Origin of the sequence: Brevundimonas sp. AAP58, from assembly GCF_001295975.1 — a bacterium.
Classification (GTDB): Bacteria; Pseudomonadota; Alphaproteobacteria; order Caulobacterales; family Caulobacteraceae; genus Brevundimonas.
In genome coordinates this window covers 1-12,353 of sequence record NZ_LJHU01000029.1, presented here as the reverse complement: position 1 = coordinate 12,353, position 12,353 = coordinate 1, and the positions used below count along the sequence as shown (strand labels likewise).

General features: G+C 70.3%; 9 protein-coding genes and 1 riboswitch. Of the genes, 5 read left to right on the top strand and 4 right to left on the bottom strand.

The genetic code is table 11. From position 1 onward, the window contains the following. Positions 1-151: 151 nt before the first annotated feature. Positions 152-1,555, top strand: a complete 1,404-nt coding sequence (gene thrC / locus IP78_RS04630) for a threonine synthase (protein WP_054110544.1) — start codon at positions 152-154, stop codon at positions 1,553-1,555. Here the strand turns inward: thrC and IP78_RS04625 are convergent. Further along, positions 1,546-2,457 carry a LysR family transcriptional regulator gene (locus IP78_RS04625; protein ID WP_054110543.1) on the bottom strand — a complete coding sequence of 304 codons (912 nt, stop codon included), beginning with the start codon at positions 2,455-2,457 and terminating at the stop codon, positions 1,546-1,548. The genes thrC and IP78_RS04625 overlap by 10 nt on opposite strands. A 98-nt stretch (positions 2,458-2,555) precedes the next feature. On the opposite strand from IP78_RS04625, the gene IP78_RS04620 reads away from it, so the two are divergent. Next, the gene (locus IP78_RS04620) at positions 2,556-2,930 is read left to right on the top strand and encodes a hypothetical protein (protein ID WP_054110542.1); all 375 of its coding nucleotides are present in this window, start codon (positions 2,556-2,558) and stop codon (positions 2,928-2,930) included. Here IP78_RS04620 and thrB read toward each other — a convergent pair. Both thrB and IP78_RS04610 read right to left on the bottom strand, forming a co-directional pair. Further along, positions 2,888-3,859, bottom strand: coding sequence for a homoserine kinase (gene thrB, locus IP78_RS04615; RefSeq protein ID WP_054110541.1), 972 nt, complete (start codon positions 3,857-3,859; stop codon positions 2,888-2,890). The two genes, IP78_RS04620 and thrB, sit on opposite strands and share 43 nt — an antisense overlap. 3 nt (positions 3,860-3,862) lie before the next feature. Then, complete coding sequence (locus IP78_RS04610) at positions 3,863-5,596, bottom strand: homoserine dehydrogenase (protein ID WP_054110540.1); 1,734 nt, start codon at positions 5,594-5,596, stop codon at positions 3,863-3,865. Between the two features lie 431 nt (positions 5,597-6,027). Continuing rightward, a riboswitch (SAM riboswitch) is annotated at positions 6,028-6,143 on the top strand. Between the two features lie 77 nt (positions 6,144-6,220). Here IP78_RS04610 and IP78_RS04605 point away from each other — a divergent pair. Together IP78_RS04605 and metB are read left to right on the top strand one after the other, a co-directional pair. Beyond that, complete coding sequence (locus tag IP78_RS04605; protein ID WP_054110539.1) at positions 6,221-7,264, top strand: homoserine O-succinyltransferase; 1,044 nt, start codon at positions 6,221-6,223, stop codon at positions 7,262-7,264. After that, positions 7,261-8,436 (top strand): cystathionine gamma-synthase, encoded by a 1,176-nt coding sequence (gene metB / locus IP78_RS04600; RefSeq protein ID WP_054110538.1) that lies wholly within the window; start codon positions 7,261-7,263, stop codon positions 8,434-8,436. The genes IP78_RS04605 and metB overlap by 4 nt, the downstream gene beginning before the upstream one ends. On the opposite strand, the gene putA is transcribed toward metB, so the two are convergent. Continuing rightward, positions 8,433-11,570 carry a bifunctional proline dehydrogenase/L-glutamate gamma-semialdehyde dehydrogenase PutA gene (putA, locus tag IP78_RS04595; RefSeq protein ID WP_054110537.1) on the bottom strand — a complete coding sequence of 1,046 codons (3,138 nt, stop codon included), beginning with the start codon at positions 11,568-11,570 and terminating at the stop codon, positions 8,433-8,435. The genes metB and putA overlap by 4 nt on opposite strands. A gap of 233 nt (positions 11,571-11,803) precedes the next feature. Here putA and IP78_RS04590 point away from each other — a divergent pair. After that, a partial coding sequence (locus IP78_RS04590; protein ID WP_197272371.1) for an NAD(P)/FAD-dependent oxidoreductase occupies positions 11,804-12,353 on the top strand: 550 nt, incomplete at its 3' end.

The following is a 12,353-nucleotide window of genomic DNA, read 5'->3' as shown; positions in this document are numbered from 1 at the left end:
CGCAGCTTCATCACCTCGGACGGGGCCCGTCTCCAGGATCTGGAGGCGGGCCCCGCTGGGGCCTGGCGTGCATCTCCGGATCCACCGAGCCAAGGCGTCCCAGAAGGAATTCAAATGACGCGCTAGACGCGCGGGTCTAGCCTTGTGTGCGATGCAGCAAGCCTCCGCCCGATATGTCTCGACCCGCGGCGCCGCACCGGCCGCCGACTTCGCTGAGGCCCTGCTGCGCGGCATGGCGCCGGACGGTGGCCTGTACATGCCCGTCTCCTGGCCCACCTTGACGCCAGACGCCTGGGCTCCCGGCCCCGCCTATGCCGAGATGGCCCGCTCTGCGATGACACCCTTCATCGGGCCGGCCCTGCCGGCTGGCGCGCTGGACCGGGCGCTGGATCATCTGATCGCTGGCTTTGCCCCACCGGAGATCACCCCGCTGCGCCGCCTGGAGGACGGGCTGTATCTGCTTGAGCTGTTCCATGGGCCGACGGCGGCCTTCAAGGACCTGGCGATGCAGCTGGCCGCTTCCCTGTCGGCCGAGGCCCTGGCGGTGTCGGGCGAACGGCTGACCCTGGTCACGGCGACCAGCGGCGATACCGGCGCGGCCGCTGTCGCCGCCTTCGCCAACCGGCCGCGCATCCGCCTGATCGTGCTGCATCCCCATGAGCGGGTCTCGCCGGTCCAGCGCCGGCAGATGACGACGGTCGAGGCGGACAATGTGCTGAACCTCGCCGTCCGGGGCGATTTCGACGACTGCCAGCGTCTGGTGAAGGGACTGCTCGCCGACGAGACGCTCAGGGCGTCCGGCCGGTTCAGCTCGGTCAACTCCATCAACTGGGCGCGGCTGGCGGGGCAGATACCCTACTATCTCTCGGCCGTGTCGCAGCTGGCGGCGCAGGGCGAGACCCGGCCGCCGGTGTTTGTGGTCCCGACCGGCAACTTCGGCGACGCCTTCGCCGGGATAGCGGCGTCGAAGATGGGCCTGCTGACGCGTGGCCTCGTCGCCGCCGTCAACGCCAACGACGCCCTGGCCCGCGCCATCAACGAAGGCGTCTACGCCCGGCGCGCGGCAGTGGAGACGGCGTCCGTCAGCATGGACGTCCAGGCTCCGTCCAACTTCGAGCGGCTGGTCTATGAGGCGTCGGGCCGCGACGCCGACCTGACGCGCGGCCTGTTCGCCGACTTCGCCCGCGACGGCCGGGTGGTCCTGCCGGACGAACTGCTGACCGCGCTCCGCCGCGAAGTGTCAGCCGTCTCGGTCGACGAGGCGATGACGCGCTCGGAGATCGCCCACGCCCATTCCGTTTGGGACCAGGTCGTCTGCCCCCACACCGCCGTCGCCCTCTCGGCCGCTCGCGCCATCGACCGTGCCGTCGGACCGGTCGTGGCGCTTGCCACTGCCCACCCCGCCAAGTTCGGCAAGGACGTCGCCCCCGTCGTCGGCTTCGACCCGGACCCGCCCGAGGTCATCCGCGCCCTTGGCAACCGCGCTGAACGGTTCAAGGTCATTGCCGCCGATGCAGCCGAGGCGCTGGCCGCCGTCCGCGCCTTTCAGGGCTGAGGTGCGGCGGTCGCCGCGACCAAAGCCGCCGTCTCCTTCAGCATCGCCGTGAAGGTCTGAACCACCCAGGCGTGGGCCGTTCGCACAGCGGGCAGACGGCGGATGTCCCGATGGGTGATCAGCCACGCGGTGCGCGGCGGAATGGCGAAGGGTGTCGGCACAGCGATCAGGCCCGCGCGCAAGGCATACAGCGCTGGCAAGATGGCGATGCCCGCGCCTGCGACCGTCGCCGTCAGAAGGCCACGGGTGCTGGGGGTCCGCATCGCCACTGCCCGTTCCAGCCCGGCGGCAGCGACCCAATCGAGTTCTGACATCCGGCCATAGCTATCGTCGTAGATCAGCAGGCGCTCGGCCGAAAAATCCAGCGTCGCCGGATCGCGGCCCGTCAGGTAATCGCGATGGGCGAAGCAGCCGAGCGCGATGTCGCCCAGCCGTTTGGCGATCAGACTGTCGCCCTTGGGCCGCGACATGCGGATGGCCAGGTCGGCCTCGCGGTGGGCCAGGCTGACGATCTCTGCCTGGGACCTCAGCACGACCGACAGCTTCGGCGAGGCGCGAAACAGGGTCGTCAACGCCGGGGCCAGAAGGTCCGAGACCACGAACTCCGTCGCCGAGATGACCAGCGGCCGCTCGCGGACCTCGACCGCCAACCCTTCCGCCGCGCGACGCAGGGCCGCCGCCTGATCGACGATGGGCCGGGCCAGGACGGCGATGCGGCGACCCTCCGGCGTCAGGCGCGCCCCGCTGGCACGACGGTCGAGCAGGCGCAGGCCCAGGTCGGCTTCCAGCGCATCGATCCGACGGCTGACGGTCGAGACGGCGACGTTCATGCGCCGCGCGACAAGGCTGAGGTTGCGCTCTTCATCGACGAGCCGGAGGAGATCGAGACTGGCGAGATCCACGAGGCGTTCTTGCGTTTTTCGCAAATCAGCTTTGCGGCCTTGACGCTATCGCGGATCGACCGGCGGTGTCTAATCGCGGCGTTCAAGGAGATCATCCCATGTCCATCCGCGCCCGCCTTTTCATCGCCGCCTGCGCCGTCGCGCTGGCAAGCCCCGCCCTGGCCCAGTCCGCCGCCGACGACGTCGTGGTCGTGGTCGATGTGCCGACCCCGCCCGGTGTCACAGCCGAACGTCTGCGCGTGGAGTTCGAGGCGGCGGCACCGCGCTACCGGCAGATTCCCGGCCTGAAGACCAAGTCCTTCACCATCGGCGAGGGCAGTTTCGGCGGCACCTATCTGTTCGACGACAGGGCGACCGCCGAGGCCTGGTTCTCGGACGCCTGGCGTCAGCGCGTGGTCCAGACCTATGGTGCGCCAGCGCGGGTCGACATCTACGCCGCGCCGCTGACCATCGACGGTCCGGCGGCGGAGTAGGTCCGCCACCACGCCGCGCGCCGGAGAAAGGCGGCGGGGTCCTTGGGCGTCACCAGCTTGGTCGGGTCGTGGAAGACCCGATCGTGCAGCCGGGTGAGGGCGAAGCGCAACGCCGCCGCCTGGCCCAGACGCGGCAGCGCGGCGGCCTCGGCCGGGGTCAGCGGGCGGACTGCCTCATAGCCCTTTCGAAAGGCTTTGATCGCGCCCGGGATCGGCGCGCCTGCTCCGTCGAAGCCCCAGGCGCTCAGCGCGATGGCGAGATCGTAGGCCAACGGCCCTGTGCAGCCGAAGTAGAAGTCGATGACCCCGGAAACAGCGCCACCTTGGAACAGCACATTGTCGGGGAAGTAGTCGGCGTGGATCGGCCCCATGGGCAGGTCTTCCGTGAATGGATCGGCCAGCTCGGACAGGAGCGCCTCGGCCTCCCTGAGGATCTCCAGATCCGCTCCGGTCGCGGCCGTGGCGCTGCGGGCAGCCAGATCGAGCCACGCCGCGGGTCCGACAGGATTGTCGCGCCTCAACGGGAAGTCGGCCGCCGCCAGATGCAGTCGCGCCAGCATGGCCCCGGCCGCTGCCTGTTCCGCTGGCGTCGGCGCGCGAAGCCAGGCTCCCTCAAGCCAGTCGATCACCGCCGCTGGTCGGCCGTTGAGGGTCCCGACCCAATCTCCGTCTGGACGCCGCACCGGACGCGGGGCGGGGTAACCGCGCGTCGCCAGATGTTCGGTCAGCCCCAGACAGAAGGGCAGGGACGCCGCGTCCGTCCGCGCCTCGAACAGCGTCAGGACATGGCGGGCACCGACGGTCTCCAGCCGGTAGTTGGTGTTCTCCACCCCCTCGGAGATGGGATGCAGCGCGACCAGATCGCCGAGGTCGTAGTCCCTCAGGAAGGCGCGCGCCTGATCGTCCGATACGGGGGTGAAGACGGCCAAGGGCTAGTGGTGTCCGAGCGACGCGTGCCGGGCGCGCACGATGTCGTTCAGGTCGGCCAGCACGCTCTCGGTCGTCGGCCAGCGGCCCGCGCCGCGCCCGCCGCAGGACCAGACCCGCCCGTCCTCGCCATAGACCTTCAAGCCGTTCCGCTCCCCGTTCAGGGCGAGGAAGAACGGATCGTCCAGCCCCACGTCAAGCGAAACCGACGCCTTGAGCGCATCGCCGACGCGAAAACAGGCGCCGATCTGACGCACCGGGCCGGAAGGCTGGAAGTCCTCCGACAGGGCGGCGCAGGACACGTCCTCGGCCGGACGGCCGAACGCCTCGAAGGCCAGAAGCCGGACCTTCGCGGCCGAGTCACGGCCCTCCAGATCCGACGACGGGTCCTCTTCCGCGAAACCCGCGACCCTGGCATCGGCCAGGGCGTCGGCGAAGTCGGCCCCGGCCTGGATGCGGCTGAGCATGAAGTTGACCGTGCCGTTCAGGATGGCCTCGAAGCCCCGGATCGGCCCGGCGGCGCGGGCCGCCCGCACCGTCTCGATCATGGGGGAGCCGCCACCGACCGCCGCCGAATAGGCCAGGCGCGCGCCCTTTGCCCGGGCGAGGTCTGCCAGGCCTTGAGGGTCACGGCTGATCGCCTGCTTGTTCGCGCTGGCGACATCGATGCCCTGTTCCAGCGCGGCGCGGATCAGATCGTGGCCGGCCCCGCCTTCGGACAGGGCCTCCAGCAGGATGTCGGGCCGGAGCGCCAGCAGCGCCTCGCGGTCGGAGGTGAACAGGTGGGCGGGGGCATCCACGTCGCGCGGCTTCTTCGGATCGCGCACCAAGACGCCGACCACCTCGAACCGGCCGTCGGCCTGGAGCCGCTTCAGCAGGCCGCCGCCCACCACACCGCAGCCGGCGATGGCGACCTTGAGCGGGGCGTCCGGCACGGACGGTCCGGGCGGGGCGGAGTGCTCGCCTACGATGGTGCAGTCCGACCGGCCGATGGCGGCCACCTCGATCTCGACCGACCGTTCCTGGCCCAGGTCGATGGCGTCGTGCTGGACCAGCGCTCCGCCGTGCCGTCGAGCATCGTCCCAGCTGGCGCGACGGAAGCGCAGCGGCTTGCCGGACGCCGAGGCCGGATCGCGGTCGTAGAGGCCGTCGACGTCCTTCACCAGACGGGCGCGCTTCAGCCCCAGCTCGGCCGCGAGGAACACCGCCGTCAGGTCCGATCCCCCTCGGCCCAGCAGGACGACGCGGCCATGCGGGCCGACGGCACCGAAGCCCGGCACGATCACCACCTGGTGCGCGCCGATGGCGTGGTTGAGGGCCTCCCCCTGCAAGGCGACGGGATGGGCGTGCTCGACGGGGCCTTCGGCGACGATGCCGAGTTCGCGCACCGACAGGGCACAGGCGTCCAGCCCGATGCGGTCGCACGCGATGGCCACCAGCGCCGCTGCCTGCTCCTCGCCCTGGGCCACGTAGGCGGGCAGCAGGTCGTTCTCGTGATCGAGCCCGAGCGCCCGGGCGTCGGCCAGCAGTCGATCGGTGTGGCCACCGAGCGCCGAGACCACGGCCACGACCTTCCGACCGGCGCGAACGTGGCCATAGAGCTCTGACGCCACGGCGGGAGCGCAGGATTGATCCTTCAGGATCGAGGAGCCGAACTTGAGGACAACGACCTCCGGAGCGGGAGCGGCCTCCGGCAGCGGTTTCTGGACGACGGCGAGGTGGGCTTTGGCGTGGGGCATTGGGGTGATCCGTTTCGAAGAGGAGGGAGGGCTTGGGTCAAAAGAAAACCCGCCGGGCCGGGGCCGGGCGGGTGGGGTTTGCTGGGCTGTCTGAACGACCGCGCGCGCTAACCTGTCCCCGCCCGCGAGCGGCCGGTGGTGGTCATGCCGGTGGTGGTCGAAACGAGGGTCGCGGCCGTCATCGACCGCGCTGCGAGAGCGGGCGTCGAAGGCGAAACGGCGATGCGGCCGGGACGGGACACGGGGCCAACCTCAGGACTATCGTGGATCTCAGAGTGTCGGGCGGGGTCGTCGCCGTCAATGCTTTTGCGCATTTTTCTTTCGCCCGGAAACCATGATGAGGCTTTCACGCCACGCCCGCTGCCTTGAAGGGGCGACGAGGGGTAGATTTTTTCTCTTGACCGGCGCTCTTCGCACTCGCAACGTAACGTCACTCATCAAGACCGGCTGAGGGATAGGCCCTTTGACGCCGGGGCAACCATCGGGTTCCGCCCGAACGGTGCCAACTCCTGCGGGGAGGGTTTCGACCTTCCGCGAGAGATGAGTGGAGCGTCGATCAGGCGACGTCTCCACGGTCTGTCACCGCGTCGGGGTCTTGCTGAGCAGGACGATGCGGACGACGATATGGCCTTCGACACCCAGACCCTCTCTCCCGAACCTCTCCGTCGCGATGTTGCCGCGCGCGTGCCCCGGATCGCGCGGGGCAACATCGCCGTCGATCTCCCGGTCGAGATCCCGGCCGACTTCCGGCTCCAGTCCGGCGAGCGCCTGGCCCAGCGCCGGATCATCGGGCGTCTGCATGGCCGTGAAGGTGCGCCGCTGGTCGTCGTCGCGGGCGGCATTTCGGCCGGGCGGTTCGTGCATCGCACCGAGACCAACGGCCTGGGCTGGTGGTCGGGCGCGGTGTCGATCCGGGGGCCCATCGACCTGAACCGCTTCCAGGTTCTGGCCTTCGACTATGCGCCGGAAGCCGCCCCGGGGACCCGTCCGGTGACCATCACCACCCACGACCAGGCGCGGCTGCTGGCCATCATCCTCGATGCCCTGGGCGACCCCATCGTCTCGGCCTTTGTCGGCTGCTCCTATGGCGGGATGATCGGCCTGGCCTTCGCCGAGCTGTTCCCCGAGCGGGTCGAGCAACTGGTCGTGGTGTCCGCCGCCCACCGCGCCCACCCCCAGGCCACGGCCTGGCGTGGCATTCAGCGCCGCATCCTGCAACTCGCCGAGGCGGCCGGCCGGCCCGAGGACGGCGTGGCGCTGGCGCGCGAGCTGGCCATGACGACCTATCGGACGTCCGAGGAGCTCGGCGAACGGTTCGAGACCCACGCCCCGGCCCGCGTCGGCGGTGCCTATCCGGTCTGCGACTATCTGACGGCGCGCGGCCGGGCCTACCGCAATCACACGACACCGGCGCGGTGGCTGTCGCTGTCCGACTCCATCGACCGCCATCAGGTGACGCCCGAGGCGATCGTCACGCCCACGACCCTGGTCGGCTTCACCTCCGACCGCCTCGTGCCAATCGAGGATGTGCGCGAGCTCGCCGCGCGTCTGCCCACCCTGTTCCGCTTCGTCGAGGCCCCGTCGCTCTACGGCCACGACGCCTTTCTGAAGGAGGACGAGGCCGTCGGCACCATCCTCCGCGCCGCTCTGAAAGAGATCGCCCAATGACGCGCCGCCACGCCCACACCGCCTGCGCCCGCTCCGGCGTCGATCAGGATACGGCCCACGGCGCGGTGATGCCGCCGCTCTATCTGTCGTCGAACTATTCCTTCGCCGGATTCGAGCAGAAGCGGACCTATGACTACAGCCGCTCGGGCAATCCCACACGCGACGTGCTGGCCGAGACCCTGGCCGAACTGGAAGGCGGCGCCGGCTGCGTCGTCACCGCCACCGGCATGGCGGCGGTCGACCTGCCGCTGTCCTTGCTGGAGCCCGGCGACCTGCTGATCGCGCCCCACGACTGTTATGGCGGCACCCACCGCCTGCTGACCGCGAGGGCGAAGAAGGGTCATTTCGAGGTGCTCTGGGTCGATCAGGGCGACCCGGTCGCGCTGGAGGCCGCGCTGCGGCTGAACCCGAAGCTGGTGCTGGTCGAGACCCCGTCCAACCCCCTTCTCCGTGTCGTCGACATCGCCGACATCTGCGTCCGTGCGCACCGGGTCGGGGCCAAGGTGGTGGCCGACAACACCTTCCTGTCGCCCGCGCTCCAGACGCCCATCGCGCTGGGGGCCGACATCGTGATCCACTCCACGACCAAGTACATCAACGGCCATTCCGACGTGGTCGGCGGGGCGGTGATCTGCGCGGACCCTGCGGACCACGCCGAGCTGGCGTGGTGGGCCAACTGTCTGGGCGTGACGGGCTCTCCGTTCGACGCCTATCTGACGCTGCGGGGCGTGCGCACCCTGTTCGCCCGGATCGAGCGGCAGCAGGCCACGGCGGGCAAGATCGCGGCCCTGCTGGAGGCCCACCCGGCCGTATCGGCGGTCCACTATCCGGGGCTCAGGAGCCATGCCGGCCATGCTCTGGCCGCGCGTCAGCAGAAGGGCTTCGGCGCCATGCTGAGCTTCGAGCTGGCGGGCGGGGTCGAGGCGGTGCGATGTCTGGTGGAGTCGCTGGAGGCCTTCACCCTGGCCGAGAGCCTGGGGGGCGTGGAGAGCCTGATCGCCCACCCCGCCACCATGACCCACGCCGCCATGACGCCGGAGGCGCGCGTGGTCGCGGGCATCACCGAGGGCCTGCTGCGCCTGTCGGTCGGACTGGAGCACGAGGACGACCTGATCGCCGACCTCATCCAGGCGCTGGACGCCCTGGTGCCGGCGCAGGCCGAGGCGGCCTAGAGGTTCAGCAGGGCCGGGTCGCCGCCCTGGGCGGAGATGTTGTTGGAAATGGCCTTCTCCGAGGCATAGCGGATCAGGCTGTAGGGGCCGCCCGCCTTGGGGCCGGTGCCCGACAGGCCCTCGCCGCCGAAAGGCTGGACGCCCACCACCGCGCCGATGATCGAGCGGTTGATGTAGACGTTGCCGGCGGGGACCAGGCGCGCGACCTCCTCGGCGAAGGCCTCGATGCGGGAGTGGACGCCGAGCGTCAGGCCATAGCCGCGCGCGGCGAGCTTCGCGGCCGTCTCCTTCAGCTTCGACGGCTCATAGCGGCAGACGTGGAGGATGGGGCCGAAGACCTCGCGCTCCAGATAGTCGGGCGTCGGGACCTCGGCAATGGTGGGGGCGAACAGATGGCCCTTGTCGGCGCCGGCGGGCAGGGCAGCGCGGGCGATGATCTTCGCGTCGCCTTTCAGGCGCTCCAGATGGGCCTCCAGCGCCCCCCTGGCGTCGGCGTCGATGACGGGGCCGATGTCGGTGGACGGATCGGACGGATCACCCACGACCTGGGCGGCCAGAGCGCCTTTCAGCCCCTCGATCAGGGCGTCGGCGGCGTCCTGGGGGACGTAGAGCAGACGCAGCGCCGAGCAGCGCTGACCCGACGATCCGAAGGCCGACAGGATGACGTCGTCGATCACCTGTTCCTTCAGCGCCGTGGTGTCCACGAACATGCCGTTCAGCCCGCCCGTCTCGGCGATGAAGGGGATGATCGGGCCGGGGCGATTGGCCAGCGACCGGTTGATGGCCGTGGCCGTATCCGTGCCGCCGGTGAAGGCTACGCCGTCGATGCCCGGGTGGGCGACGAGCCTGGCCCCCACCGTCTCGCCGCGTCCGGGCACCAAGGCCAGAAGATCGGGATCGAGCCCGGCCTTGATATAGAGCCGCACGGCCTCCGCCGCGATCAGGGGCGTCTGCTCGGCGGGCTTGGCCAGCACCGCGTTGCCGGCGGCCAGAGCCGCTGCGATCTGGCCGGTGAAGATGGCGAGCGGGAAGTTCCACGGCGAAATGCAGGCGAAGACGCCCCGGCCGTGCAGGACCAGCTGGTTGATCTCGCCGACCGGGCCCTTCAGCGTCTGCGGTCCACCGAAGTCGCGCTCGGCCAGCATCGCATAGTAGCGGCAGAAGTCGGCGGCCTCGCGCACCTCGGCGACGCCGTCGTTCAGCGTCTTGCCGGCCTCGCGGCTGAGCAGGGCGACGAGGCGATCCAGGTCCGCCTCCAGGGCATCGGCCATGGCGCGCAGCACCGGCGCCCGGCCTGCGCCGCCCTTGCGATCCCAGCCCACCTGGGCGCGGGCAGCGGCCTCGACGGCGGCGTCGAGATCCGCCTCGGTGGCCTCGGAGACGTGCCCCAGCACCTGGGTCGTGTCGAAGGGATTGGTCACGGCCTGGGGGTTCGTTCCGGCCAGCAGCTTACCGCCGATGAGGGGGCCGCTGGTCAGCTTCTCGGCGTCGACCTTGGCCAATGCCGCCACGTGGCGTTCGCGGTCGGCCTTCTGGGAGTAGTCGCGGCCGAGCGAGTTCTGGCGGTCCATGTAGATATCCTTGGGCGTGGGGATCTTGGCGTGGCGATCGGGGTGGGCCTCGACGCTTGCGATGGGGTCGGCGGCGACGGCGGAGGCGGGCACCCGTTCGTCCAGCAGGGCGTGGACGAAGGAGGAGTTGGCGCCGTTCTCCAGCAGGCGGCGGACCAGATAGGGCAGCAGGTCCTCGTGCCCGCCGACCGGGGCGTAGGCGCGGACGGTGACCTCGCCGAAGGTCTCCTTGGCCGCGTCGTACAGAGCCTCGCCCATGCCGTGCAGGCGCTGGAACTCGATCTTGACGCCCTTGTCGCGGGCCATGCGGTGGACGGCGGCGAGCGAATGGGCGTTGTGGGTGGCGAACTGGGAATAGAGGTGGGGCGCCGCCTCGATCATGGCGCGGGCGCAGACGAGGTAGTTCAGGTCCGTCGCCGCCTTGGTCGTGAAGACGGGATAGTCGGTGCGGCCGAAGACCTGGGCGCGCTTGATCTCGGTGTCCCAGTAGGCACCCTTGACCAGACGCACCATCAACCGGCGGCCCGACGCACGGGCCAGCTCGGCGACGCGGGCGATGACCTCGGGACCGCGCTTCTGATAGGCCTGAACGGCGAGGCCGAGGCCCTTCCAGTCGCCGAGCGACGGCTCGTGGGCCAGCCGATCCAGCAGCTTCAACGACAGGGCCAGCCGGTCGGCCTCCTCGGCGTCCATGGTGAAGTTGATGTCGGCGTCGGCCGCGATCTTGGCCAGACGCAGAACCCGGGGATAGAGCTCGGCCCAGACTCGGGCTTCCTGGGTGGCCTCATAGCGGGGCGACAGGGCCGACAGCTTGACCGAGACGCCGTGACCGCTCTCCGGCCCTTGGCCCTTCGCGGTCTTGCCGACGGCCGTGATGGCGTCGGCGTAGATCTTCTCATAGCGGACGGCGTCGGCCTCGGTGCGGGCACCCTCGCCCAGCATGTCAAAGCTGCACAGCCAGCCTTCGCGGTCGGCGCGCTTCAGGGCCGCCTCGATCGTGCGGCCGACCACGAACTGCTCGCCCATGATCTTGACCGCCGTGGCCACGGCCTGGCGGATGACGGGCTCGCCCAGCCGCCCGGCGATGCGCTTCAGAAAGCCCGGCAGGTCGGACTTGGCCTGATCGTCGGCGTCGACCAGCTTGCCCGTCAGCATCAGGCCCCAGGTCGAGGCGTTGACGAACAGGCTGTCGGACTGGCCCAGGTGACTGGCCCAGTCGGCGGAACCGATCTTCTCGGCGATCAGCCTGTCGCGCGTCTCCTCATCGGGGGTGCGCAGCAGGGCCTCGGCCAGGCACATGAGAGCCAGGCCCTCGCGCGTGCCCAGGGAGAACTCCTGCAGGAAGCTCTCGACCACGCCCTGCTTCTTCTGGCTGCGGCGCGCATGCTCAACCAGTTCGACGGCTTCGGCCACGACGGCGGGCCGAGCCGTGGCGTCGAGCGGCATGGCGGCGAGCAGGCCGCGCACGACCGTGGGCTCGTCGGCGAACTTGCCGTGATCCAGCGCGTCCCAGTCCTGGGTCAGGGCGAAGGACGCGGGCGGCGGGGCGACATGGGCGTTCATGGGCGGCTTCTTAGGCCCGAGGCGGGTCAGGGAAAAGGCGGGGCGAAAAACAGGGTGCGAAGAGTCTGAATCGTCTGAAATCCGGGCTGCCGGGACGACAGCCGGAAGGATCGGCCTAACATGGTAGGCGAGGTCTGCGTCAAAAACGGTCGTATGGCATGAGCCGCGTCGCCGATGCGCGTTGACACCGGCGGGTCCGCCCGGCCATGCGCTGCGACAGGCTGGAGACGGACATGAGCACCGAACGGGTCGTCATCGCGGGAGCCGGACACGCCGGCGGAACCGTCGCGGCGATGCTGCGCCAGTATGGCTTTGAGGGGTCGATCGCCCTGATCGGCGAGGAGCCCATCGCGCCCTATCAGCGGCCGCCCCTGTCCAAGGCCTGGCTGAAGGGCGAGGCGGACGCCGAGAGCTTGATGCTGCGGCCGGAGAGCTGGTACGCGGAAGGCCAGATCGACCTGCGGCTGTCGACGCAGGTCGAGGCGATCGATCGGGCGGCGCGGACGGTGACGCTGTCGGACGGATCGAGCGTGGCTTACGACCATCTGGTGCTGGCGACCGGGGCGCGGGCGCGGCGGCTGCCGGTTCCGGGAGCGGACGCGGACCATGTCGGCGTCTTGCGGAGCGCGGCCGACGCCGAGTGGCTGAAGCACCGGCTGGGGCCGGGGCAGCGGCTGGCGGTGATCGGCGGGGGCTATGTCGGGCTGGAGGCGGCGGCCTCGGCGCGGGCGCTGGGGGCCGAGGCGGTCATTGTCGAACGCGAGGCGCGGGTGCTGGCGCGGG